This window comes from Kitasatospora sp. LaBMicrA B282 (genome assembly GCF_050325825.1).
In the GTDB taxonomy this organism is placed as follows: Bacteria; Actinomycetota; Actinomycetes; order Streptomycetales; family Streptomycetaceae; genus Kitasatospora.
Window position 1 is genome coordinate 1 of sequence record NZ_JBNQTI010000001.1, and the last position, 23,756, is coordinate 23,756.

Annotated in this window: 24 protein-coding genes; 10 read left to right on the forward strand and 14 right to left on the reverse strand. The window is 76.0% G+C overall.

Annotated elements, in window-relative coordinates:
* The 3 genes from ACQRUO_RS00005 to ACQRUO_RS00015 form a co-directional block, all read left to right on the forward strand.
* Window positions 1–1,117 (forward strand): AMP-binding protein (locus ACQRUO_RS00005; protein ID WP_428313513.1); only part of this gene is annotated, 1,117 nt, incomplete at its 5' end.
* Window positions 1,114–2,349: a cytochrome P450 gene (locus ACQRUO_RS00010; RefSeq protein WP_428313514.1), complete on the forward strand. Its 1,236-nt coding sequence runs from the start codon at window positions 1,114–1,116 to the stop codon at window positions 2,347–2,349. The genes ACQRUO_RS00005 and ACQRUO_RS00010, both read left to right, overlap by 4 nt.
* The gene (locus ACQRUO_RS00015; protein ID WP_428313515.1) at window positions 2,340–3,239 is read left to right on the forward strand and encodes an NAD-dependent epimerase/dehydratase family protein; all 900 of its coding nucleotides are present in this window, start codon (window positions 2,340–2,342) and stop codon (window positions 3,237–3,239) included. Before ACQRUO_RS00010 ends, ACQRUO_RS00015 begins: the two co-directional genes overlap by 10 nt.
* A 47-nt stretch (window positions 3,240–3,286) precedes the next feature.
* On the opposite strand, the gene ACQRUO_RS00020 is transcribed toward ACQRUO_RS00015, so the two are convergent.
* Window positions 3,287–3,553: a DUF6295 family protein gene (locus ACQRUO_RS00020; RefSeq protein ID WP_428313516.1), complete on the reverse strand. Its 267-nt coding sequence runs from the start codon at window positions 3,551–3,553 to the stop codon at window positions 3,287–3,289.
* 3 nt (window positions 3,554–3,556) lie between these two features.
* A complete protein-coding gene (locus tag ACQRUO_RS00025) occupies window positions 3,557–4,300 on the reverse strand; it encodes a dienelactone hydrolase family protein (protein ID WP_428313517.1) in 744 nt (247 codons plus the stop codon).
* A gap of 49 nt (window positions 4,301–4,349) precedes the next feature.
* Between ACQRUO_RS00025 and ACQRUO_RS00030 the strand changes: the two genes are divergently transcribed.
* The 4 genes from ACQRUO_RS00030 (at window position 4,350) to ACQRUO_RS00045 (ending at window position 7,763) form a co-directional block, all read left to right on the forward strand.
* Window positions 4,350–4,832 carry a MarR family winged helix-turn-helix transcriptional regulator gene (locus tag ACQRUO_RS00030; RefSeq protein WP_428313518.1) on the forward strand — a complete coding sequence of 161 codons (483 nt, stop codon included), beginning with the start codon at window positions 4,350–4,352 and terminating at the stop codon, window positions 4,830–4,832.
* A gap of 79 nt (window positions 4,833–4,911) precedes the next feature.
* Window positions 4,912–5,259, forward strand: a complete 348-nt coding sequence (locus tag ACQRUO_RS00035) for a YrdB family protein (protein WP_428313519.1) — start codon at window positions 4,912–4,914, stop codon at window positions 5,257–5,259.
* Window positions 5,260–5,459: 200 nt separating this feature from the next.
* Window positions 5,460–6,884 (forward strand): glycosyltransferase family 39 protein, encoded by a 1,425-nt coding sequence (locus ACQRUO_RS00040; RefSeq protein ID WP_428313520.1) that lies wholly within the window; start codon window positions 5,460–5,462, stop codon window positions 6,882–6,884.
* Between the two features lie 42 nt (window positions 6,885–6,926).
* Window positions 6,927–7,763 carry an NAD(P)H-binding protein gene (locus ACQRUO_RS00045; RefSeq protein WP_428313521.1) on the forward strand — a complete coding sequence of 279 codons (837 nt, stop codon included), beginning with the start codon at window positions 6,927–6,929 and terminating at the stop codon, window positions 7,761–7,763.
* A gap of 61 nt (window positions 7,764–7,824) precedes the next feature.
* Here the strand turns inward: ACQRUO_RS00045 and ACQRUO_RS00050 are convergent, their stop codons facing one another.
* The 5 genes from ACQRUO_RS00050 to ACQRUO_RS00070 form a co-directional block, all read right to left on the reverse strand.
* Window positions 7,825–9,090: an RNA polymerase sigma factor gene (locus ACQRUO_RS00050; protein WP_428313522.1), complete on the reverse strand. Its 1,266-nt coding sequence runs from the start codon at window positions 9,088–9,090 to the stop codon at window positions 7,825–7,827.
* 10 nt (window positions 9,091–9,100) lie between these two features.
* Complete coding sequence (locus tag ACQRUO_RS00055) at window positions 9,101–9,493, reverse strand: YciI family protein (protein ID WP_428313641.1); 393 nt, start codon at window positions 9,491–9,493, stop codon at window positions 9,101–9,103.
* A gap of 117 nt (window positions 9,494–9,610) precedes the next feature.
* Complete coding sequence (gene lepB / locus ACQRUO_RS00060; RefSeq protein WP_428313523.1) at window positions 9,611–10,501, reverse strand: signal peptidase I; 891 nt, start codon at window positions 10,499–10,501, stop codon at window positions 9,611–9,613.
* Window positions 10,502–10,584: 83 nt separating this feature from the next.
* On the reverse strand, window positions 10,585–11,034 hold the full coding sequence (locus ACQRUO_RS00065; RefSeq protein ID WP_428313524.1) for an NTP pyrophosphohydrolase: 450 nt from the start codon (window positions 11,032–11,034) through the stop codon (window positions 10,585–10,587).
* Window positions 11,035–11,169: 135 nt separating this feature from the next.
* Window positions 11,170–12,234, reverse strand: a complete 1,065-nt coding sequence (locus ACQRUO_RS00070; RefSeq protein ID WP_428313525.1) for a saccharopine dehydrogenase family protein — start codon at window positions 12,232–12,234, stop codon at window positions 11,170–11,172.
* Window positions 12,235–12,329: 95 nt separating this feature from the next.
* Between ACQRUO_RS00070 and ACQRUO_RS00075 the strand changes: the two genes are divergently transcribed.
* Window positions 12,330–13,268 carry a helix-turn-helix domain-containing protein gene (locus ACQRUO_RS00075; RefSeq protein ID WP_428313526.1) on the forward strand — a complete coding sequence of 313 codons (939 nt, stop codon included), beginning with the start codon at window positions 12,330–12,332 and terminating at the stop codon, window positions 13,266–13,268.
* 37 nt (window positions 13,269–13,305) lie between these two features.
* Here ACQRUO_RS00075 and ACQRUO_RS00080 read toward each other — a convergent pair whose 3' ends face one another.
* Complete coding sequence (locus ACQRUO_RS00080; RefSeq protein ID WP_428313527.1) at window positions 13,306–13,764, reverse strand: SRPBCC family protein; 459 nt, start codon at window positions 13,762–13,764, stop codon at window positions 13,306–13,308.
* 246 nt (window positions 13,765–14,010) lie between these two features.
* On the opposite strand from ACQRUO_RS00080, the gene ACQRUO_RS00085 reads away from it, so the two are divergent.
* Window positions 14,011–14,403, forward strand: a complete 393-nt coding sequence (locus ACQRUO_RS00085; RefSeq protein ID WP_428313642.1) for a helix-turn-helix transcriptional regulator — start codon at window positions 14,011–14,013, stop codon at window positions 14,401–14,403.
* Between the two features lie 153 nt (window positions 14,404–14,556).
* On the opposite strand, the gene ACQRUO_RS00090 is transcribed toward ACQRUO_RS00085, so the two are convergent.
* From ACQRUO_RS00090 to ACQRUO_RS00105, 4 genes are all read right to left on the reverse strand, one after another.
* Window positions 14,557–15,846, reverse strand: a complete 1,290-nt coding sequence (locus tag ACQRUO_RS00090) for a cytochrome P450 (protein ID WP_428313528.1) — start codon at window positions 15,844–15,846, stop codon at window positions 14,557–14,559.
* A 202-nt stretch (window positions 15,847–16,048) separates the two neighbouring features.
* Window positions 16,049–17,101 carry a DNA polymerase IV gene (locus tag ACQRUO_RS00095; protein WP_428313529.1) on the reverse strand — a complete coding sequence of 351 codons (1,053 nt, stop codon included), beginning with the start codon at window positions 17,099–17,101 and terminating at the stop codon, window positions 16,049–16,051.
* Between the two features lie 45 nt (window positions 17,102–17,146).
* The gene (locus ACQRUO_RS00100) at window positions 17,147–17,674 is read right to left on the reverse strand and encodes an NUDIX hydrolase family protein (protein WP_428313530.1); all 528 of its coding nucleotides are present in this window, start codon (window positions 17,672–17,674) and stop codon (window positions 17,147–17,149) included.
* 198 nt (window positions 17,675–17,872) lie between these two features.
* A complete protein-coding gene (locus tag ACQRUO_RS00105) occupies window positions 17,873–18,913 on the reverse strand; it encodes a serine/threonine-protein kinase (protein WP_428313531.1) in 1,041 nt (346 codons plus the stop codon).
* Window positions 18,914–19,189: 276 nt separating this feature from the next.
* On the opposite strand from ACQRUO_RS00105, the gene ACQRUO_RS00110 reads away from it, so the two are divergent.
* Window positions 19,190–20,503 carry a ricin-type beta-trefoil lectin domain protein gene (locus ACQRUO_RS00110; RefSeq protein ID WP_428313532.1) on the forward strand — a complete coding sequence of 438 codons (1,314 nt, stop codon included), beginning with the start codon at window positions 19,190–19,192 and terminating at the stop codon, window positions 20,501–20,503.
* Window positions 20,504–20,569: 66 nt separating this feature from the next.
* Here ACQRUO_RS00110 and galT read toward each other — a convergent pair whose 3' ends face one another.
* Complete coding sequence (gene galT, locus ACQRUO_RS00115; protein WP_428313533.1) at window positions 20,570–21,691, reverse strand: galactose-1-phosphate uridylyltransferase; 1,122 nt, start codon at window positions 21,689–21,691, stop codon at window positions 20,570–20,572.
* Between the two features lie 55 nt (window positions 21,692–21,746).
* A complete protein-coding gene (locus tag ACQRUO_RS00120) occupies window positions 21,747–23,750 on the reverse strand; it encodes a hypothetical protein (RefSeq protein ID WP_428313534.1) in 2,004 nt (667 codons plus the stop codon).
* Window positions 23,751–23,756: the final 6 nt, after the last annotated feature.

Below are 23,756 nucleotides of genomic sequence, written 5' to 3' on the forward strand. Positions count from 1 at the left end.
CCTCGCCCTGCCGCACCTGGCCGGGCTCGGCCCGGTCCGCACGCTGGGACGCCGCTGGCCCGGGTGCGCGCCCGCCCTCGACCGCGGCGGCGCCCTGCCCGCCGCCGCGACCCGGCAGCACGACGGCGGCGCGGACGCCGTCATCGTCTTCACCTCCGGCACCACCGCTCGACCCCGGGCCGTGGTGCACACCCGGGACACCCTGGCAGCGAACCTGCGCGCGGTCGCCGACCTGGTCGAGCCGCAGCCCGGCAGCACCGTGCTCGGCGGGACCTTCTTCGTCCTGGTGCCCGCGCTCGCGGCCGGCGCCACCGTCGCCCTGCCGGCCCGCACCGGGCCCGCGCTGGCCCGCCAACTCGCCGCGCTGGCACCGGCGCAGACCTACCTCACACCGCCGCAGCTGCGCGTCGCACTGGCCGCCGGGGCCCGGTTCGGCGGCCGGGTGTGGACCGGCTCCGCGCCCGCCGACGCCGGCCTGCTGCGCCGGGTCAAGCAGGCCGGCGCGCACGAGGCGTGGGGCGTGTACGCGCTCACCGAGCTGTTCCCGGCCGCCGCCGTCGAGGAGGCGGCGAAGAGCGCGTTCGGCGCCGGCGCCGGCACGGGCGACCTGGTGGGCCACCCGCTGCCGGGCGTGCGCGCCGACCTCGGCGCGGACGGCGAGCTGCTGCTCACCGGGCCGGGCGCCCGGCACCGCTACCTCGGCGAGGAACCCGACCCCTGGGTGCGCACCGGCGACCGGGCCGCCCGCACGCCGGACGGGCGGATCGTGCTGGCCGGGCGGCTCAAGGACATGGTGCTGCGGCGGGCCGAGAACATCTACCCCGGGCTCTACGAGCCGGCCCTGCACCTGCCCGGGGTCGAGCTGGCCGTGCTGGTGGGCGTGCCGAGCGGGGACGGCGACGGTGACGAGCGGCTGGTCGCCCTGGTCCAGCCGCAGCCCGGCAGCGACCTGCGCCGGCTGCGCGCCGCCCTCGCGGGCCCGCTGGCCCGGATGGGCGACGCGCAGCCGGACGCCCTGCTCTTCGGTGCGGTCCCGCTCGCCGGGCGCAGCCGCAAGCCCGACCGGGCCGCCGCGGCGGCGTACTGCGCCGCGGAGTTGCGGGGGGTGCAGCGGTGAGCGGAGGTGCAGCGGCGAGCGGGGGCGCAGCGGAGCGGGCCTGGGCCCGGGCGCGGCGGCGGGACCGCCGGGTGTACCTGGTCGGGCACCCCGTGCTGTTCGCGCTGCTCTGTGCCACCCGCCACCGGCCGGTGGTCCGGCTGGGGCGCACCGTCCTGGTGCACGGCACGGCGGCCTACCGCGAGGTGCTGACCAGGGTGCCGCTGGACCGGACGGCGGCGGGGACGACCGGTGGTGCCGCCGCCCGGCTGACGGGCAACCCGGGCGGCGGCACGGCGAGCGGCAGCGCGCCGGACGGCCACACGGCGAGCGGCAGCACGGCGAGCAGCGGCGCACCGGGCGGCAGCGCGCCGGACAACGGCAACCCGACCCCCCGTGCCCCGCTCGCCCCCGGCCTGCTGTTCGACCAGGACGGCAGCGACCACCGCACGACCCGCCGGGCGCTGGCCGGCGAGCTCAACGCGGCCGTCGTGCGCCGGGCCCGGGCGAGTTGGCAGGCCCTCCTCGCCGAGCGGCTGGCCGGCCTTACCGACGGCGGCACGCTCGATCTCGTCGAGCTGTCCCTGGAGCTGGCCGGCCGCACCACGGCCGCCCTGACCGGCAGCACCGCCGACCCGCTCCGGCTGGCCCGCGCCGCGACCGCTGCGGCCGCAGCCGCGGCCCGCGAGCACCTACCGGGCCCGCACCGGCGCCGCGGGCGGGCCGGCAGCACCGCCGCCGACGCCACGGCCGCGCTCACCGCGCTGCTCGCCGACCCGGCCGAGGCGATGCTCGCCGTCGCCGCGGTGAACACCACCGTCGCCGCCCTGCCCCGGGCCGCCGCCTGGTGCGCCGACGCCGGCTGCTGGCCGACCCCCGACGCGGCGCCCGGGCTCGCCACCGAGCTGCTCCGGTCGACCGCCCCTTCGCCGCTGCTGCCCCGGGTGGCCGCGGCCGACGCCACCGTGGCCGGCTGCCCGATCCGGGCCGGTGACCGGCTGCTGCTGGTCGCCCGGCACGCCGCGCAGGCCCATCGCCCCGGGCCGGCCGCACCCGTGGCCGCCCAGGCCGTCTTCGGTACCGGTCCGCACGCCTGCCCGGGCGCCGGCCTGGCCCGCGCCCAACTCGCGGACTTCCTGGCCGCCTTGGCCGTGCACCGGCCGGTCGTGGTGCGCCGCCGGGTGGACCGGCGCGCGGCGCTGCCCGGCTACCGCCTGCTGATCGTCCGCGGGGCTGGAGCGTCGTGCGGATAGCCGTCACCGGGGCGTCCGGCTTCTGCGGTGCGCAGGTCGCCCGGGCCGCCGCCGCCCGCGGCGCCGAGGTGCGCTGCCTGGGCCGTCGCCCGGGCCCGGTCGGCCGACACGTGTACTGGGACGCCACCGCCGGCCGCCCCGACCTCGGCGACGCCGACCTGGTGGTGCACTGCGCGGCGGCCGTCGCCGACCTGCCGCCGGGTTCGCCCGGTGCGGACCGGCAGCACGCGGTCAACGTCGGCGGCACCGCCCACCTGCTGCGCGCCGCCGCCGGGCGCCCGGTGGTCTGGGTGAGCAGCGCCAGCGTCTACGACCCGCGGACCACCGGCGCCCCGATCCGGGAGGACCACCCGACGGCGGGCGGCCACCTCAACGCCTACGGGCGCACCAAGGCGGCGGGCGAGCGCCTGGCGCTGGCGGCGGGTGCGGTGGTGCTGCGCCCGCGTGCGGTGTACGGGCCGGGCGATCCGCACCTGGTGCCCGCGCTGCTCGCCCGGGTGCGGCACGGCGTGCTGCCGCTCCCCGGGCGGGACGTGACGCTCAGTCTGACGGCGGTGCAGAACCTCGCCGACGCCTGCCTGGCCGCCGCCGGGCTGACCGCCGCCGGGGGGCGCGGCCCGGGCTGGCCGCCCGGGGCGTACAACATCGCCGACGCCCACCCCTACCGCCGCGACGACGCCGTGCGCCGGGTGCTGCTGGCCCACGGCGTGCGCGCCCGGATCGTCCACCTGCCGCTCCGGGTCGCCCGGGCGGCAGCGCGTACGGGCCGGGTGCCGGGCCTCACCCGGTACGCGGTGGACCAGGTGTCGCGCAGTGTGGTCCTCGACCTCACCCGGGCGCGCGCCACCGGCTGGCGGCCCGCCCGGGACCTGGACGACCAGTCCTGGTGACCGGCCGGCCCGGCGCACGGCCGGCCGGTCCCGGGAGCGGCGTCCGGTCAGACCGCCAGCTCCGGCGGCACCGCCGCCAGCGCCTGCTGGATGGCGGCCACCAGGGCCCGCGCCGAGTCGGCGGTCAGCTCCAGGGCGACCCGGGCGCCGGGCCCCTTGCTGGGGTCGGTCAGGTCGATGTTGAGGGTGTGCTCGGCCATCGCGTGCACCGGGTGGTCGAAGTACACCGTCACGTCCGAGACGTGGAACCAGCTGCCGCCCGGCCCCTTGGCGCTGCCGTCGATCTGGTCCTTGACCGTCAGGTAGGTGCACATGCGTCAGCCCTCCAGGTGGGTGCCGAAGAACGCCGCGATCCGCTCCCAACCGTCGTTGGCCGCGGCCACGTTGTACGAGGGTCGGTCCACCGCGAAGAAGGCGTGGCCGGCGCCCTCGTAGGTGTGGAACGCGAAGTCCTTGCCGTGCTCGGTGAGGATCTGCTCCAGTTCGGCCACCTGCTCCGGGCCGGGGAACTTGTCCTCCGCGCCGAACAGGCCCAGCAGCGGGGCGCGCAGGGCGGGCAGCTGGTCGACCAGGTTGGTGACCTTCAGCGGGAAGCCCTCCGGCGGGGTGCCGGTGACGAAGGCTCCGTAGCAGTCGACGGCGGCCGCCACGTCCAGCTGGCAGCCCACCAGGACCGCCTGCCGGCCGCCCGAGCAGTGACCGATCACGCCGATCCGGCCGTTGCTGCCCGGCAGCGCCCTAAGGTGCGCGATGGCCCCGGCGACGTCGCCCAGCAGACGCTCGTCCGGCACCCCGCCGGCGGCGCGGGCGGCGGCGGCCGCGTCGTCCGGCGCGGCACCGGGGGCCTCGCGGTGGTGCAGGTTGGGGCAGATCGCGTCGTAGCCGAGCTCGGCGAACCGGCGGACGATCTCCTTGGTGGCCCGGTCGTACCCGGGCATGTGGTGGATCACGACGACGCCGCCGCGAGACTGCGCACCCTCGGGTCGCGCGAGGTAGGCGTCGATCTCGTCATTGCCGTGGCCGGCGATCGTGACGGTGGTGGTTGTCATGGAATCGCTCATGGGCCCAGCTATACCATAAGGTGAGACTGATCAGTCTAGGCTGTGGATCGTGACCCCACCGCGCGATCCCGCCCCCGGCCCCGGCAGACCGGCCGACGCCGACGCACCGTCCGCCGCGAAGCTGGCCACCGAGCTGCGGGCCTGCCTCGGGCCGCTGGTCCGGCGGCTGCGCCAGGTCAGGCCCGACGACGAACTCACCCTGTCGCAGGCCTCGGTGCTGGCCCGGCTCGACCGCGAGGGCCCGGCCACGGCGAGCGAACTCGCCGCGGGCGAGCGGATCCGCCCGCAGTCGATGGGCGCGATCGTCGCCGCCCTGCGCGAGCACGGCCTGATCGCTCGCACCCCCGACCCCGCCGACGGCCGGCGCGTGGTGGTGTCGCTGACCGAGGCCGGGCGGGCCCGACTGCGCGGCACCCGCCAGGAGCGTGACCGCCGGCTGGCCCGGGCGGTCGACGAGGAGTTGACCGCGGCCGAGCGCGCCCTGCTCGCCGGCGCCGTCCCGCTGCTGGAACGGATCACCGGTCGGCTGTGATTCAGCTTCGTTCCCTACACTACGCCGCTCGGGTGATCAACTGATCATCAGTCACGTCAAGGCTCATGGGGGAACATCCGTGTTGGTGCTGGCCAAGGACGCGAACGCCACGGTGGCGTTCCTGCTGGAACTCGGGGTCTACGTCGCGGCGGGCGGGTGGGGCTTCACCGCCGGTCGGCGGCGCGCGACCCGGCTGCTGCTCGGGCTCGGCGGGCCGCTGGTGCTCGTCGTGCTGTGGGCGCTGTTCGGCGCGCCGAGCGCCGTCCACCCGCTGCACGGGGTGCCGCGGGTGGGCTTCGAGCTGCTCTGGTACGGCGCCGGCACGGCCGCGCTGGCCGCCTGGTGGCGGGCCGCGCCCGCGGCCGCCTTCGCCGCGGTGTGCGTGCTGAGCGGTGTCCTGGCGCGGATCTGGGGGCAGCAGGGGTGAGGCGACGCGCCCGTGGGCCGATCCGCCGGTGGACGTCGGGCGGGCAGTAGCCTCGGCCGGGGAAAACGCGGTCTGACGCCCGTCGGACCGACGTCCGGCTGCGGCTCCCCTGCGAGGTCCCCATCGTCACCGCGAAGCGCACGGCTCCACCGGCGCCCGGGCCCACCGGTGCGGCGCCCGGCCGGCCGCTGGTGGCCGCCGTGCGGGGCGGTCGGCTGGTCCTGCCGCCGGTGCTGCTGGCCCTCGCCATGGGCGTGTGGGGGATCCGCCGGGAGAACACCCTGTGGGGCGACGAGGCCGTCACCTACGAGGTGGCCCGCCGCGACCTGCCCCACCTGTGGCGCACGCTCGCCCACGTCGACGTGGTGCACGGCCTCTACTACACCCTGATGCACCAGGTCTTCGCCCTCACCGGCGGCGGCCTGGTCGCACTGCGGCTGCCCTCGGTGGTGGCCACCGCCCTGACGGCGGGCGGCATCGTGCTGCTGGGGCGGCAGCTGGCCGGGCCGCGCGCCGGTCTGCTGGCCGGCCTCGTCTTCCCGCTGATCCCGCTGGTCCAGCGGTACGCGCAGGAGGGCCGCTCCTACGCGATGGTCAGCGCCCTGGTCACCTGGGCGAGTTGCCTGCTGGTCCGGTGCGCGGGGCAGCCTGCCAGGCGCTGGTGGTGGGCGGGGTACGCCCTGGTGCTGTGGAGCGCCTGCCTGCTGCACGAGCTCGCGGTGCTGGTGGTGCCGGCCCACGGACTGGCGCTGCTCCGGTCGGGGCACCCGCGGCGCACCCTGAAGGCGTGGGCCGGTGCGGCGGCCGGCGCGGTGGTCGGGGCGCTGCCGCTGATGGCGTTCAGCAGCCGGCAGGTCGCACAGGTCTCCTGGATCGCCTGGCCCGACCCGCTGGACGCCCTCGAGCTGGTCACCATGGCGGTGCTGGGCCTGTGGTGCGCCCGCACCCCCTACCCCCGCCGCGGCCCGGTCCGCCTGACCGCCCTCGCCCTGCCCGTGCTGCTGCTGCCCGGCCTGCTGCTGCTCACCCTCTCCACCGTCACGCCGCTGTTCGTCGACCGCTACGTCCTCTACAGCAGCATCGGCTTCGCGCTGCTGCTCGGTGCCCGGCTCGACCACGCCTGGCAGCGCCGGCCGGTGCACTGGGCCGCCTGGGTCGCACCGGCCGTGGCGCTGATCGCGCTGGTCCCGGTCAGCCTCCAACTGCGCAGCCCGCAGAGCCGGCACGACGACGTGGCGGCGGTCGGCCGGGCCGTGCGGCAGGCCGCCCGTCCCGGGGACGGGTTGCTCTTCCTGCCCGAGCAGCGCCGCGTCTGGATCGCCGACCGCCCACAGGACGCCGCCGGCCTGGTCGACCTCGCCCTGGTCCGGGCGCCGCTCGCCTCCGACACGCTCGCCGGCGTCGAACTGCCACCCGCGGACCTCGCCGCCCGGATGCGGGCGTTCGCCCGGATCGTCGTGGTCCACGACCCGGGCGGCGAGCCCGGCGGCACGGACCCGAACGCGGTGGCCAAACGCGCCGCCCTGCGGGAGTCCTTCCACCCGTGCGGCAGCGCCGCGGTGACCGGCGCCCGGATCACCGCCTACTGCGCGAACCAGACGGGAATTCCTTGGCCTGGGCGGTAGTTGATCCTGTGTCAACTACGGAGCACGGCGAGGGGAGTTCCGATGACCATCCTGGTGACCGGCGCGCGCGGGCGGGTCAGCGCGGCCGTCCTGCGGGAGCTGGTGCAGCGCGGTGAGTCCGTGCGGGCCGCCGGGCGCGAGCCCGCGGCGGCCGGCCTGCCGGACGGCGTCCAGTCCGTACGGCTCGCCCTCGCCGATCCCGATGGCTTCGCGGCCGCGCTCGACGGCGTCCGCAAGGTGTTCCTCTACGCGGAGCCCACGGGCATCGACGCGTTCCTCGACGCCGCCCGCGGCGCCGGGGTCGAGCACGTCGTGCTGCTCTCCTCGCTGGCGGCGGGCGAGCCGGATCCGGAGTCGAACGCGATCGGCGCGTTCCACGTCGCGGCGGAGCAGGCACTGATCGCCTCGGGGCTGGCGTGGACCATCCTGCGGCCCGGCTCGTTCGCCACCAACACCCTGCTGTGGGCGCCCTCGATCCGCGAGGCGGGCGTGGTGCCCTCGGCCTTCCCCAACACCCACAACTCGCCCATCCACGAGCAGGACATCGCCACGGTGGCCGTGCAGAGCCTGCTCGACGCCGCGCACCACGGGGCCGTCCACGCGCTGACCGGCCCCGAGTCGCTCACCGAGCACGAGATGGTCGACCTGCTGGCGGAGGCCGTGGGCCGGCCGATCCGGATCCAGCAGGCCACCCCCGAGGAGGAGCTCGCCCGGCTGACCCCGTTCGCGGGTCCGGAGGTCGCCAAGGTCCTGGTCGACTACCGGGCCGGCTACGACGGTGTGCCCGCCGAGGTGCACGACGGGGTGCGGGAGGTGACCGGGCGTCCGGCACTCCCGTTCGCCCGCTGGGCGGCGGACCACGCGGCCGACTTCCGCTGACGGCAGCTGCCAGGCGGGGTCGGGGTCGCCCGGCCCCGCCCCCAGCCTTCTGCAACAAGCTTTAGGACCGGGCCGCCAGCCGGGCGGCGCGCAGCGTGAGGTGGTGGCGTTCGGGCAGGCTGGCGGTGCGCTGGGCAGCCGCGCGGTACTCGGCGACGGCGGCCGGCAGGTCGCCCGCGAGTTCGTGCAGGTGGGCGCGGACCGCGTGCAGCCGGTGGTTCCCCGCGAGCGCGGGCGGCAGCTCGGCCAGCAGGGCGAGGCCGGCGGCAGGACCCTCCACCATGCCGGTGGCGACCGCCCGGTTCAGGGTGATCAGCGGGTTGTCGGAGATCCGGGCGAGCACCCCGTACAGGGCGAGGATCTGCGGCCAGTCCGTCTCCGCCGCGGTCGGCGCCTCGTCGTGGACGGCCGCGATCGCCGCCTGCACCTGGTAGGGGCCGACCGGGCCGCGCGGCAGCGCGGCGGTGATCAGGGCGATGCCCTCGGCGATCGCGGCCGCGTCCCAGCGGCTGCGGTCCTGCTCGGCGAGCGGGACGAGTTCGCCGTCCGGCTCGGTGCGGGCCGGCCCGCGGGCCTCGGTGAGCAGCATCAGCGCGAGCAACCCGGCCACCTCGGGGTCCGCCGGCAGCAGCGCGTGCACGGCCCGGGTGAGGCGGATCGCCTCCCGGGAGAGTTCGACGCGGCGCAGCTCGGGGCCGGCGCTGCCGGCGTACCCCTCGTTGAAGATCAGGTAGAGCACGTGCAGCACCGCGTCCAGCCGGGCCGGCCACTCGGCGGCCGCCGGCATCCGGAACGGCACGCCGGAGGTCTTGATCCGCTGCTTGGCCCGGCTGATCCGCTGGCCCATCGTCGCCTCCGGCACCAGGAAGGCGCGGGCGATCTCACCGGTGGTCAGACCGCCGACCGAGCGCAGGGTGAGCGCGATCGCCGAGGCCGGGGAGAGCACGGGGTGGCAACAGAGGAAGAACAGCGCGAGGGTGTCGTCCTGCTCCGCCGCCCCGGCGTCGGCCGCGGGCGCGGTGCGCCGGTCGGCCGGCAGTTGCGCGGCCACCAGTTCCTCGCGCCGGCGGCGGGCCTGCTCGCTGCGCACCTGCTCGACCAGGCGGCGGGAGGCGACCTGGACCAGCCAGCCGCGCGGGTTGGCGGGCAGCCCGTCGGCCGGCCACTGGGTGGCGGCGGCCAGCAGCGCCTCCTGCACGGCGTCCTCGGCCGCGGCGAAGTCCCCGTGGCGCCGGGTGAGCAGGCCGACGACCTGCGGCGCGAGGGTGCGCAGCAGGTCGTCGACGGCGGGTGAGCCGGCGGCTCGGGGGGCTCGGATCTCGCTCAACGGAGCGGGCTCAGAGCTCGCTGGGCGGGGCGGCCATCACCTGACGCACCTCGATCGGCATGTCGAGCGGCTGGCCGCCCGGGCCGGGGGCGGCCGAGACGGTGGCGGCGATCTCGATCGCCCGCTGCTCGCTCTCGCAGTCCACGATCCACCAGCCGGCCACCCACTCCTTGGTCTCCGCGAACGGCCCCTCGGTGACCTGCGGCGCACCACCGCTGTGCGAGCGGACGATCTTGGCGGTGTCCGGCATCGCCAGGCCCTGGGCGTCCACCAGCTCACCGGCGGCGGCCAGGCCGGCGGTGGTCTCCTGCATGAACCGGATGTGGGCCTGGAACTCCTCGGGCTGCCACTCGTCGATCTTCGGGAAGTCGACGTTCTTCTCGCTGAACTGCATCAGCAGCATGTACTTCACGGTTCTGCTCCTCGTTCGTGGTTCCGCCCCCCGCTGGGGGCTCTCACGGGTAGGTCGAAGCACGTCCGACGTTCTCGACCTCCGCGACGGGAATCCGCGAAAAAAAATCTAGCGGCTCTTCCGGCCCGCGCCCCGCCGCGCCGAGCGCAGTCTCCACCGGCGGCGGAGCAGGGTGAGCGGGGCTGCGCCGGCCAGGCTCGCCAGCACCGGGTGCGACCCGGCGAGGGTGGCGGCCCGGTCGGAGATGCCGGGCTGGGAGAAGGTGTCGGGGATCGGCAGGGTCTTCCAGTGGGTGACCGGCCAGGCCACCGTGATCGCCCGGCCGATCACCTTGCTCTCCGGCACGAAGCCGCCGCCGGGGCCGGCCATGTTGTAGCGGGAGTCCCCCGAGTTCTGGCGGTTGTCGCCCAGCACCCAGAGCGAGTGCGCCGGGACCGTCAGCGGGCCGAAGTTCCGGTCGCCGCAGGGTGTGCTGCCCGGGTAGAGGTAGGGCTCGTCCAGCGCCTTGCCGTTGACGTAGACCGGGCCGGTGCCGTGGCAGCTGACGGTGTCGCCGCCGACCGCGATCACCCGCTTGATCAGGTCCTTCTCGTCGGCCGAGGGGGCCAGCCCGACGGTGGAGAAGACGTCCTGCAGGCCGCGCAGGAAGGCGTTGCCGCTGCCCCGGTGCTGCTGCTCCGCCCGCAGCCAGTCACCCGGGTCGTGGAAGACCACGACCTCGCCGCGCGAGGGCTCGGAGCCGAAGGTCGGGGTCAGCTTGTCGACGAGGACCCGGTCCCCGATCCGCAGCGTGTTCTCCATCGATGCGGAGGGGATGGAGAAGGCCTGGACGAAGAAGGTCTTGATCAGCAGCGCCAGCAGCAGGGCGATCACCACCAGGACCGGCAGTTCCTTCCAGAACGGGCGGCGCGGTCGCTCCGCGGGCGGCTCCTCCGGGGAAGGTCTCCCCGCCGGCGCCCGCCACGGGAGCCGTATCCCACCCAACGCGGTCCTGTCCACCGTGCCTCCCCCTGACGGCTTTCCGACGGCAGGCAAACGGTTGTGCGACTGTGCGAGTTCCCGCCGGGACCGTCCCGAGAACGTCAGCGTGGCCGGACCGCGCGCGGGCCGACCACCTCGGCGCCCAGGGCGGTGACGCGGGTGCGCAGGCCGCGGTCCGCGGTGACGACCAGACACCGGCGCGCCGGCCGGTCCGCCGTGGTGGCCAGGACCGACTCGACCAGTGCCACGATCCGGTCGTCCCCCGAGCCGGCCGCCTCGACGACCGTCACCCCCGGCACCCCCGCCACCCCGCGAGCCGCGCCCTCCACGACCAGCACCACCGCCAGCGGTCCGGTGCACGCCCACGGCGGTGCACCGGAGCGCTCAGCCAACCCCTGGGCCGCGACGGCCGGCAGCGCGTCGCGCAGCCGCTCCGCCGCACCGCGCCGGTCGCGCCACCAGCCGTCCGGCACCGAACCCACCACGTTGGCCGCGTCCACCACGAGCAGCGGAGCGTCCTTCGACGCCGCGCCGCCCACCGTCTCACCCATGGCCGCAAGCCTCCCACGGGCCGGGCCCGCCGCACGCTGCGCCCGCTCCGGTCCCGGCCCGGGTCCCGCTCCGGCTCCGGGTCCCGCTCCGGGTCCGGCTCCGGCTCCGGCTCCGGCTCCGGCTCCGGCTCCGGCTCAGCGGGCCGCCGGCCCGGCTGCCGACGTCCGCTCGCCGTACAGCTCGAACGACAGCTGCGGACCCAGCGCGCGCAGGAAGTCGGCCGGGTCGAAGAGCGCGCCGGGCGCGGCCAGGCCGGTCGTCCTGGTCCGGCCGGTCAGGATCCGCTGGAGCGCCTCCACCGCCAGCGGCGCGGTGATGGCGTAGATGTCCCGGCCGGTCGCGACGGCCCGCCGCTCCAGCCGGCCGGAGCGCACCCGGACGTCCACCACGAAGGTCTGCGCGGACCGGCCCCGCTCGTCCACGGCGGCCGGCGCCGGGGTGTCCGCGGCCAGCACGTCGGTGGCCGCCTCCGTGGTCATGTAGGTGCACACCTCCGGCACGGCCAGGTGACTGGGCACGGTGATGACGTCGGCCATGGTGAACTCGCCGATCACGGTCCGCTCGCCCAGCGGCGCCGGGAAGGTCCAGGAGGTGGTCGGCGGGGCGTCGTCGCGGTACTCCAACCGCCCGCCGGCGAACCGGATCCGTCGCCCGCCGCGCCGCTCCCGCGAGACCGCGCCGGCGGCCCGGGTGCCGGCCGTCGGGTGCCAGCTGCTCAGCCCGTACGCGATGTGCACCTCGTCGGCCGCCGTCCAGTCGCCCATCGCCGCGGTGGCGAGCAGGTCGCCGAGGCCGCCGAAGAAGGCCATCGCGGGCAGCACCACGGTGCCCGCGGCCCGGGCCGGCTCGGCGAAGTGGCTGAAGGTGTCGCCGAGCGCCTCGAGTTCGGCCGCCACGTCCAGGTACGGGATGCCCGCGCGCAGCGCCGCCTCGATCACCGGGGCGGCGGTCGCGGCGAACGGCCCGGCGCAGTTGAGCACGGCCACCGCGCCGTGCAGCGCCCGGTCGAGCGCGGCGGGGTCGTCCACCGACGCCGGTCGCGCCTCGAGTCCCGGCCGGTCCGCGGCCAGCGCCCGCAGCTTGGCCGCGTCGCGCCCGACCAGCAACGGGACGAACCCGCGCTCGCGCAGCTCGTCCACCACGAAGCGGCCGGTGTGCCCGTAAGCGCCGACGACGGCCACGATCTGTCCGGATGCCATCAGTTCCTCCAGTGATGATCAGATGCTGATCATCCTGCTGGCGCCGGCCGCCGGTGCCCAGTAGCCGGAACGACACGACCCATACACTTCCGGACATGAGTTCTGTCGCCCTGGCCGCCACCGACGGGATGCTGCACTTCGAACTGGCCCTGGCCTTCGAGGTCTTCGGCTCCGCCCCGGGCGGGGTCGCCGTCCCCTGGTACCGGGTCGCCGTCTGCGGCTCCACCGCCGTGCAGGTCGGCCGGTTCCGGCTGGAGCCGGACAGCGGGCTCGACCGGCTGGCCGGCGCCGACACGGTGATCGTGCCCGCGGTCGCGGACGTCGACCGGGAGCCGCCCGCCGACCTGGTCGACGCGGTGCGCGCCGCCCACCGGGCGGGGGCCCGGGTGGTCTCGCTCTGCACGGGCGCCTTCGTGCTGGCCGCCGCCGGCCTGCTGGACGGGCGGCGGGCGACCACCCACTGGGCCCACACCGAGGAGCTGGCCGCCCGCTACCCGCGGGTCGAGGTCGACCCGGACGTGCTCTACGTGGACGAGGGCCGGGTGCTCACCTCCGCCGGCAAGGCCGCCGCGCTGGACCTCTGCCTGCACCTGGTCCGCCTGGACCACGGCTCGCGGATCGCCAACGCGGTCGCCCGCCGGCTGGTGGTGGCGCCGCACCGGGCCGGCGGCCAGGCCCAGTTCGTCACGGCGCCGGTGCCGGAGCGGGACGACCACCCGCTGGCCGAACTCTTCCCCTGGGTGCTGGCCCGGCTGGACCGCCCGCTGACCGTGACGGACCTGGCCCGCCAGGCCAACCTGAGCTCCCGTCACCTGGGCCGCCACTTCCGCGCGGTGACCGGCACCACCCCGCTGCAGTGGCTGCTGACCCAGCGGATCCGCCGGGCCCAGGAGTTGCTGGAGACCACCGGTGACAGCGTCGACAGCATCGCCGCGGCGGCCGGGCTGGGCACCGCCACCACCCTGCGCCGGCACTTCAGCCGCACCGTCGGCGTACCGCCGGACGCGTACCGCCGTGCCTTCCGCAGCTGGTAGAGCTCTCCCCCGGGGCCCGGGCGCCTCCCGGCGCCACTCAGTGGCGGTCGTGCGCCCCGGTGGTGAGGGCGGCGTCGGCGGCGGCCAGGATCCGGCCGAAGACGTGCGCGATCACGGGCCTGCCGACCCGGCGGGCGATCGCGCCGCCCAACGGGCCCGGGAGCTCGAAGGAGGTCGTCCAGCGCACCCGGGTGCTCCCGGCGACCTCGGTGAAGGTCATCCGGCCGCCCTCGTGCCGGGCCGGCGGGAAGCTGCGGTCGACCACGTAGTCGAAGCCGTGCGGCGCGTTGTAGGCGGAGATCCGCTCGCAGAACCAGCCGATCAGCCAGGTGTGCACCCGCACCGCGCCGACGCCGTAGGGCGCCTCCGCGCCCGGCCGGTCCAGCCGCGCCCGCAACACGAACGGGCTGCGGGTGTAGTTGGTGGAGGTGGCGCACCAGTCGAACACCTCGGCGATCGGGGCGGCGATCACGCGCTCCACGGTCACGGTCTCCATGTCTCGTCCTTGCTCTGCTGGCGGCTGCCGGCCGACCTGCGGGGGCGGCCCGACGACCGCACCGGAGAGGGGACAGTCGAGGTGACCGGGCTGTGACACCGGCGGCGGGTCGATCTGGACACCGCCCCCGGACCCTGCGTCGACACCGTCCCGGACTCGCGGTGCGCCCGGGTGGCTCGGTACCGTTCTGGTGTGTCCCGTCTCCCGCTCTCCGACCTCGTCCGGCTGCGCCGGGCCCGGGACCGGATGGACCGCGACTACGCGCAGCCGCTGGACGTCGCGGCCCTGGCGCAGGTCGCCCTGATGTCCCCGGGCCACTTCTCCCGCAGCTTCCGGGCCGCCTTCGGCGAGACCCCGTACAGCTACCTCATGACCCGCCGGATCGAGCGGGCCAAGGCGCTGCTGCGGCGCGGCGACCTGAGCGTCACCGAGGTCTGCATGGCGGTCGGCTGCACCTCGCTGGGGTCGTTCAGCTCGCGCTTCACCGAGCTGGTCGGCGAGACCCCGAGCGCCTACCGGGCCCGCAACCACGACGACGGCGCCGCCATCCCCGCCTGCCTGGCCAAGGTCCACACCCGTCCGGTGCGGAACCCGGGCACCGGCGGCAGCGGGACGGACGGCACCGCCGGTCCTGCGTAGGACGTGTCTGCCGGTCGGCCATCCGCGGTGACCCGGGCCGTTGTTTCCACTGAGTCGACCCGAGCCCGGCCGGGCCGACGTGCAGCAGGCTGTCCGGCACGACCCGTTCGCCGAACGGTCACGGTGACCGTTCGGCGGACGGATGCTCGAACGTCAGAGGGCCACCGGCAGCGAGCGGACGCCGCGTTGGGAGTAGCTGGCGATCCAGTCGTACTCGTCGGTGACCGGGGCGAGATCGGGGAAGGCCCGGAGCAGGGCGGTGAGGGCGACATCGGTCTCCAGGCGGGCGAGGGCCGCGCCGATGCAGGCGTGGACGCCGTGGCCGAAGCCCAGGTGGCGGGGGCCGGTGCGGGTGATGTCGAAGCGGTCGGGGTCCGGGTACACGGCGGGGTCGCGGTTGGCGGCCTGGCCCACGGCGTAGACGAAGGAGCCCTGCTCGATCCGTTGACCACGGATCTCGATGTCGTCCAGCAGGAGGCGGCCGATCAGGCCGCTGGAGCTGTCGTAGCGCAGGATCTCCTCGACCGCCGAGCCGATCAGCTCCGGCTTGTCGCGCAGCAGGCGCAGCTGCTCCGGGTGGCGCAGCAGGGCGATGACGCCGTTGCCGAGGGTGTGGGTGGTGGTCTCGTGGCCGGTGACCAGCAGCAGGGCGCAGTTGGCGACCAGTTCGTGCTCGGTCAGCAGCCCCCCGTCCTCGTCCGCGGTGATCATGATGCTGACCAGGTCCGCCGGCGGCTCGTCCGCGGCCCGGCCGCGCCTGGCGCGGCGCTTCTCGGCGACCAGGGCCCGGAAGTAGTCGCCGAGTTCCTCGGTGGCCCGGTGGGCGAGCCGGAGGTTCTCCTCCGGGTCACCGAGCTGTCCGGCGAACTGGAAGACGGCGTTGACGCTCTGCTGGAAGCCGGGCAGGTCCTCGGGCGGCAGACCGAGCAGGTGGCCGATGACCCGGGCCGGCACGGGCAGCGCGAGGTCGCGGATCAGGTCGGGCGAGTCGGCCGCGCGCAGGGTGGTGATCGCGTCGTCCACCACGGTCCGGACGAACGGGCGCAGCCCGGCGATGGCCCGGGGCGTGAAGGAGCGGCTGAGGACCGAGCGCACCCGGGCGTGCTCGGCGCCGTCGAGGAAGATCAACCAGGGGGCCAGGAAGTTGCGCAGCGTGGCGTTCTGCCGGTCGGCGGCGGTGGCGGCCCCGATGTCGCCGTCGCTGCCGGTGCCGAGGTCGCTGCCGGTACCGCTGTCGCTGCCGGCCGGGAAGAGCGGTGCCGTGCGATCGGCGGAGACCCGTGGGTGGCGGCAGAGTTCGACCATGTCGTCGTGGCGGGTGAGCATCCAGGCGCCGGTCTCGGGCTGCCGGTAGACCGGGTCGTGCTCGCGCATGGCGTGGTAGACGGGGTAGGGGTCGGCGAAGTAGGCCTTGGAGTGCAGGTCGTAGCGCTGATCGGGCAAAGCGTGCTCCCTCGGCTTCACAGGACACGACACGGCGTGGCTAGGCGCACGCGCACCGGTCGCCGTACCGATGTGGCGCATCGTACGGTCTGACTGACGGGTAGTCATGCAAGGCCTGTGCAATAGTGCGTGCGCACACCGTCCTGCCCCTCGCCCGCGCGCCCTGCGCCCCGCTGATCCGACGTGATCCGAAAGACACCCCCTACTCCTCCCCGAACTCGGCGCGGACGCCCAGCAGTCGGACCGGGCGGTCCAGGGTGAACCGGTCCAGCGCCGCGAGTGCCGCGTGGGTGATGGCGCCGGCGGTGCTGGTCGGGGTGGGCAGCGGACTGCTGTGGGTGTGGGTGAGGAACGGCGCGAAGCGGACCTTCACGGTGACCCGGGTGGCCGGGCGGCCCTCGTCGGCCACGTCCCGGGCCACCCGGCCGGCCAGTTCGGCGACCTGGCGGGCGATCTCCGCGGGGTCCGCCAGGTCGTGCTGGAAGGTGGTCTCCCGGCTGTGCGAGCGGGCGACGTGCGGGGCGGCGGTGACCCCGGTGTCGCCGATGCCGTGCGCGAGCAGGCGGTACCACGGCCCCATGGCCGGGCCGAAGCGCGCGGCCAGCTCCGCCGGATCGGCTGCCGCCAGCCCCTCGACCGTCCCGATGCCGGCCGCCGCCAGCTTCCGGGCGGTCCTGGCGCCGATCCCCCAGAGCGCGTCGGTGGGCCGGTCGGCCATCACGTCCCACCAGTTCTCCCGGGTGAGCCGGAACCGCTGACCGGGAGGCGGACCGCCGGGGGCGGTCGGCTTGGCGAAGCCGGTGGCCAGTTTGGCGCGCAGCCGGTTGTCGCCGATGCCGACCGAGCAGGACAGGCCGGTCGCCGCCCGCACCGCCGCGCGCAGCTCGTCGGCCAGCGCCTCGGGCTCGTCGGTGTGCGCGCCGACGAAGGCCTCGTCCCAGCCGAGCACCTCCACCACCACCGGGAACCGGCGCAGCGCGTCCAGGAACCGTTCGGACACCTCGCGGTAGACCGGTGCGTCCACCGGCAGGAAGACGGCCTCCGGGCAGCGCCTGGCCGCCACCCGCAGCGGCATGCCGGAGCGGATCCCGTACCCGCGCGCCTCGTACGAGGCGGTGGAGACCACCCCGCGCTCGGTGGGGTCGCCGCGGCCGCCGACCACGACCGGCCGCCCGCGCAGCTCCGGCCGCCGCGCGACCTCGACCGCGGCGATGAACTGGTCGAGGTCCACGTGGAGCACCCAGTCCGCGCACACGGTTCCAGTATGCGCGCGGCGGCCTGCGGGGCGGCGGCCCCGGGTTCAGGCCAGGCAGCCGACATGCGCGAGGGCCCGCTTGAGCAGCGTGCCCTGCCCGCCGGGCATCTCCTGCTGCACCACGGCCGAGGCGGCCTCCTGCGGGCTGAACCAGACCAGGTCGAGCGCGTCCTGCCGCGGCCGGCAGTCGCCGGCCACCGGGATGATGTAGGCGAGCGAGACCGCGTGCTGCCGGGGGTCGTGGAACTCGGTGATGCCCAGGGTCGGGAAGTACTCGGCGACCGTGAACGGCTGCAGCGAGGCCGGGATCCGGGGCAGCGCCACCGGGCCGAGGTCCTTCTCCAGGTGCCGCAGCAGGGCGTCGCGGATCCGCTCGTGGTGCAGCACCCGGCCGGAGACCAGCGTGCGGCTGACCGTCCCGTCCGGCCCGATCCGCAGCAGCAGCCCGATCCTGGTGACCTCGCCGGCGTCGTCGACGCGCACCGGCACGGCCTCGACGTACAGGATGGGCATCCGCGCGCGCGTGGTCTCGAGCTCGTCGGGGGCGAGCCAGCCCGGCGTGGTTTCCGTCATGTCAGACACCTGATGATCGTACGCGCCCCGGCTGCCCGCACGCCGATCGCCCCGCCCGACGGACGGTCAGCCGTGCCCCGGGGGCGCCTTCCGGTCATCCGCCTCAGCCGGCGACCGCCCGCTGTCCGAGGGCGGCGACGATGGCCGCGGGCGACGCGTCCGGGAGGGCGGCCGGAGCCGGCGGCACTCTCGCCGGCCTCAGGAGGCCAGGAAGGCGATCAGGCCGACGAGCACCAGCGGCACCACCATCATCAGCACCAGCAGGCCGATCGAGGCCGAGCCCTCCGCGGCTTCCTGGGCCGGCGGGTCGGTGCGGGTGGCGGTGGGAGGGCCGGCAGGGGCGGGGGGCGCGACCGGGGCGGGGCGCGCCGGGCGGCCGAGCGGGGCGTTCGCGCCCGTGGCGACGACGGTGACGGTGGCGGCAACCGTCGCCGGGGCCGGGGCGGCGACGGGGTGACGGCCCAGCAGCTGGTCCACCGTCGGGCGCTGTTCGGGCGCCTTGGCCAGGCAGGCCAGGATCAGCGGGCGCAGCTCCTCCGGCACGCCCGTCAGGTCCGGCTCCTCGTAGACCACCCGGAAGCCGACGGCGTGCGCCGAGTCCGTCCCGAACGGGACGCGACCGGTGGCGGCGTAGGCCAGCACCGAACCGAGCGCGAAGACGTCGGTGGCCGGGGTGGCGGTGCTGAGCCGGAACTGCTCGGGCGCCATGTACGGCGGCGTGCCGACCACCACGCCGGCGGTGGTGAGCTGGGTGCCCTCGAAGGCGCGGGCGATGCCGAAGTCGATCACCCGCGGGCCGTCGTCGGCGAGCAGCACGTTGCCGGGCTTGAGGTCCCGGTGCACCAGGCCGACCCGGTGGATGTCCCGCAGCGCCTCCGCGAGGCCGGTGGCCAGCTGCCGCACGGCGGGTGCGGTCAGCGGGCCCTGCCGGGCGACCCGGTCGGCGAGCGAGGGTGCGGCGATGTAGGAGGTGGCGAGCCAGGGTGCGGGGGCGTCGGCGTCCGCGTCGAGCACGGGGGCGGTGAACGCGCCGCTCACCAGGCGGGCGGCGTCGACCTCGTGGCGGAAGCGGGTGCGGAACTCGGGGTGCTCGGCCAGCTCCGGCCGGATCACCTTGACCGCCACCTGCCGGCCCGAGACCGACCGCCCGCGGTAGACCACTCCCATGCCGCCCGCGCCGAGCCGGTCCTCCAACCGGTACCCGCCGATCTCCGACGGATCGCCCTGCTGCAGCGCCACTGCCGTTTCTCCCCCACCTCGTCTGCGGTCCCGATCCACGTCGTCCTGGACGTCCCGTCAGCCTACTGGGCCGCATCGCCGGTGGGCGGTGCGAGGCCGGCGCAGCACCACGCCCCGGCCGGGGCCGGCTCCAACGCTGCCGCCGGGCAGCAACCTTGACGCGTACCGGTCCAGACCACATACTCCCAGAACGGTCCGCGGCCGTTCCCCCCACACGTCAGCGCGGCCGCCCCGGCGCGTGCCGCGGCGGCGGCCGCCGGTTCCCAGGAGCCGCAGATGGCAACCGGACCCGCCTCCCTTCCCCTGCACCGGCGCCTGCGCCGCACCCTCGCCCTGCTCACCGCAGCCCTGCTGGTGACGCTCGGCGCGGGCGCGACCGCCGCGCACGCGGACCCCGTCCCCGATCCGCCGGCCGGGTGGACCACGGTGTTCGGCGACGACTTCGCCGGCCCGGCCGGCAGCGCGCCGAACAGCGCGAGCTGGACCTACGACACCGGCCCGGGCAGCAACTTCGGCACCGGTGAGATCGAGACCATGACCGACTCGACCGCCAACGTCCACCTGGACGGCAACGGCCACCTGGACATCACCGCCCTGAACGACGGCGGCAGTTGGACCTCCGGCCGGATCCACACCCCCACCGCCCTGGCGGGCGCGCCGGCCGGCGGCAAGCTGGAGGTCACCGCGTCGATCGAGCAGCCCGACCCGGCCGACGGCCACGGCTACTGGCCGGCGTTCTGGATGCTGGGCCCCGGCCAGTGGCCGGAAAACGGCGAGATCGACATCATGGAGGACGTCAACGCCCTCTCCGACGTCGCCGGCACGATCCACTGCGGGGTCGACCCGGGCGGGCCGTGCAACGAGAGCAACGGGATCGGCAGCGGCCTGGTCGGCTGCCCGGGCTGCCAGACCGGGTTCCACACCTACGCGATGATCCTGGACCGCACCGACACCGCCGCCGAGTCCATCACCTGGTACCGGGACGGCGCCGCGTACTTCAGCGTCACCGAGGCGCAGGTCGGCACCGCCACCTGGCAGCAGGCCTTCGACCACAACCTGTCGATCGTCTTCGACCTGGCCGTCGGCGGCGGCTTCCCGAACGGCGTCTGCGGCTGCACCACCCCGACCGCCGGCACCAGTTCGGGCGCCACCCTGAGCATCGCCGACGTCGCCGCCTACACCACCACCGGCGCCGGGTCCGGCGGGACCGGGCCGATCACCGGCTACAACGGGCTCTGCCTGGACGACCGTTCGGCCTCGACCGCCGACTACAACCCGGTCCAGGTCTACACCTGCAACGGCACCGCCGCCCAGCAGTGGACCTTCGTCCAGGCCGGCACCACCCTGCACGTGCTGGGCAAGTGCCTCGACGTGGATGCGGCCGGCACCGCCAACGGGACCCCGGTCGACCTCTACGACTGCAACGACACCGGGTCCCAGGTGTGGATCCCCCGCTCCGACGGCTCGCTCTTCAACCCGCAGTCCGGCCGCTGCCTGGACGACACCGGCTGGTCGACCACTCCCGGCACCCAGGTGCAGCTCTGGGACTGCACGGGCAACGCCAACCAGCGCTGGACGCTGCCCAGCTGATCCGCTGATCCGCTGATCCGCGCCGTCGGGCGGGCGGCCGACGGCGGGGCGGCGGGGCGAGCACGGTCAGGAGGCCACCTCGCGCAGCCGCTCGGCCGCCCGCTCCGGGCTGACGTCGTTGACGAAGGCGTCCATCCCGGACTCCACGCCGGCCAGGTACTTCAGCTTCCCGGCCGTCCGGCGGATGGTGAACAGCTCCAGGTGCAGGGCGAGTTCACCACCCCCGGCGGTCGGGGCCTGGTGCCAGCCGGAGATGTAGGGGGTCGGCGAGCGCGCCTCCCCGCGCTCCCGGTCGGCGAACAGCCGGTCGAACCTGCGCAGCAACTCCAGGTAGATTACCGGGAGTTCGGCGCGTTCGGGTTCGCCGAGCGCGGTCAGGTCGGGCACCCGGCGGTGCGGGTAGAGGTGGACCTCGTAGGGCCAGCGGGCGGCGAACGGCACGAACGCCGTCCAGTGCGCCCCGGCCAGCACCACCCGCACCCCGTCCGCCCGTTCGGCGGCCAGCAGGTCCTCGAAGAGGTTGCGGCCGGTGGCGCTGCGGTGCCGACCGGCCTGCTCGACCATCCGCGCGGTGCGCGGGGTGACGAACGGGAAGGCGTAGATCTGGCCGTGCGGGTGGGCCAGGGTGACGCCGACCTCCGCGCCGCGGTTCTCGAAGCAGTACACCTGGGCCACCCCGGGCAGCGCGGAGAGCGCGGCGGTCCGGTCGGTCCAGGCGTCCAGCACCAGCCGGGCCCGGGCCGGGGTGAGGTCGGCGAAGGAGGAGCCGTGGTCGGGGGTGAAGCAGACCACCTCGCAGCGCCCGACCCCCGGGCGCTGCGAGCGCAGCGAGGGCGGGCCGGTGAAGCCCTGGTCCGGCCCGGCCGAGCCGGCCGCCGGGGCCGCGGCCAGCGCCGGGAAGCGGTTCTCGAAGACGGCCACCTGGTAGTCGGCGCACGGGATCTCGCTGAGCCGGCCCGGACGGGTGGGGCAGAGCGGGCAGCGGTCCGGCGGCGGTTGGTGGGTGCGGGCCTGCCGGTGCGCCGCGATGGTCACCCAGGCGCCGGTGGCCGGGTCGCGGCGCACGGTGGACGGGGTGGCGCCGGTCTGCAACGGGCGCAGGTCGAGCGAGATCCTCGGGTCGGACCCGGCCTGGTCGAAGTAGACGATCTCGCGGCCGTCCGCCAGGTTGGCGGTGGTCTTGGTCACGGTTTCCCAAATCATCGGTGGTGTCGTGGCGTCGGCGATGGGTGAGGCGATGGGGTCACTGCCAGTCGATCAGCAGCCACCCGCGGTGCGGCAGGTCCTGCTCCAGCCGGAGCGTGCCGCCGGCGCAGCCGAGCCGCGCGGCGGCGGGGGCGGCCAGCGGTGCCAGCAGGGTGGCCCGGACGGCGGTCGGCGCGGTGGGCAGGGTGACCTGCGGGCGGGCGGGGTCGGCGCTGCCGTTGGCGATGGCGAGCCGGTGCCCGTCGGGGGTGCGGAACAGCTGCGGGATCAGGTGCGGGCCCCCGGTGACCAGCGGCAGGGTGGGCGCGGCGCCCTCCAGGAAGCGGACGGCGGCCTGGAGCAGCCGCCGGCCCTCGTCGTCGCAGGGCAGTTGCTCGGGCGCGGTGGCGGCCAGCACGGCGACCCGGCCGCCGAGCGCGTTGCGGAACTGGCAGCGGCCCGCGCCCCAGAACCGGTGGTCGGGGGTGCGGATCTCGGTCCGGACCTCGGCGCCGGCGGCCGGCCGCAGGCGGGCCAGCGCGGGCTGCAGGTTGACGCTGAGCCAGCTCTCCTCGTCCGGCGCGCCGGGGTGGGCCGCCGGTAGCACCCGCTCCAGCGCGTAGGGGCCGGGCTCGGTGGGCTGCTCCCGTCCGGCGAGCTCGGTCACCGCCACGCCGAGCAGTTCGCCGTACCCCCGCTCGGTGAGGATCTGCGCCGCGCCGCCGTCCACCAGCAGCCCGCCGGCCAGCATCCGCCGCAGCTCGGTGTCCTCGACGGCCCGGGCGAGCTGCCCGAACAGGGCCTGGACCGGGGCCGGGCCGGCGGTGACCGGGATGCCGTAGCGCAGCAGCAGCTCGGCCGCGGGGGTGGCGTCCACGGCGAGGTCGGCGAGGTCACCGGCGGCCCGGGTGCGCACCTGGGCGGCCGCGTCCGGGAGCACCGGCAGGCCCACGCCGGCGGTGGTCGGCGGGCCGGGCTGCCGCTCGGCGATCAGGTCGAGGGCGGGGCGGGCGCGGCGCAGCAGCTCGGCGATCCCCGGGAAGTGCCGGGCCCGGCCGGACTGCATCGGGTGCAGGTTGAGGAAGAGGGCGTCCGCGCCCGAGAGTTGGGCAGCGACCAGTTCGGACCAGGTCTGGGTGTCGGACTTGGACCAGGCGGTGTGCGGCCAGTTCTCGATCTCCGGCTCGCTGCGCACCCCCGGCGGGCGCAGCGCCCGCTGGGCCTCCAGCTGCCAGACGGAGAAGCTGAGTTCGCGCCCGGGGGCGTCGGTGTAGCGGGCGAAGTGCGGGCGGTGCGAGACCTCGCCGGCCCGCCCGAGGGCGGCGAACAGGGCGGGCCAGTCGCGGCCCTCGACCGCGTGCACGGCCGGCTCGGAGCTCATCAGGCCGAGCCGGCTGCGCCCGTCGGAGGCCGTGGCGACCGCGTCCGCCAACTGCTCGGCGACCTCCAGCTGCGCGGTGCGCCAGACCTGGCGCAGCAGGCGGCGCCACGGGTGCGGGGGGCCGGGGGCGGTCACGGCGGCGACCACCTGCTCCCGGGTCAGCGGCTGCCCGGCCAGCTCGGCGAGTCGCGCCAGCATCGGCGGCTCGAACCCGCCGCCCCAGGGCAGCGGGGCGTGGTTGTGGTAGCGGAAGTCGTCCTCCAGCCAGAGCACCCGGAAGCCGAGGCCGGCGTAGCGGGCGTAGTGCGCGGTGAGCCAGGCGCGCCAGCGCGGGCAGGCGAAGGAGGCCTGCCCGGCGGCGACCGCGCCGGTCGGGCCGACCATGGGGGCGAAGCCGAGCCGGTCGGTGCGGCCGCGGTCGGCGTGCCCGACGGTGACCCAGGGGTTGAGGCTGACCGTCAGCCCGGCCTCGTGCAGCACCTTCTGCGCGGTGGCGGCGCTCTCGTACAGGCGGTCCGCCCACTCGCCGCCGGGGTGGCCGGCGTGCAGTTCCTCGGCGCCGAGCAGCAGGACGACCTCGCCGACGTCCGCCTCGCGGCAGAACGCGGCCAGTTCCGCGGCGCGTTCGGCCGCGTCCGGGGTGGGGTGCAGCTGGAAGCGCAGGTGGTACCGGGCGGGCACGCGGGC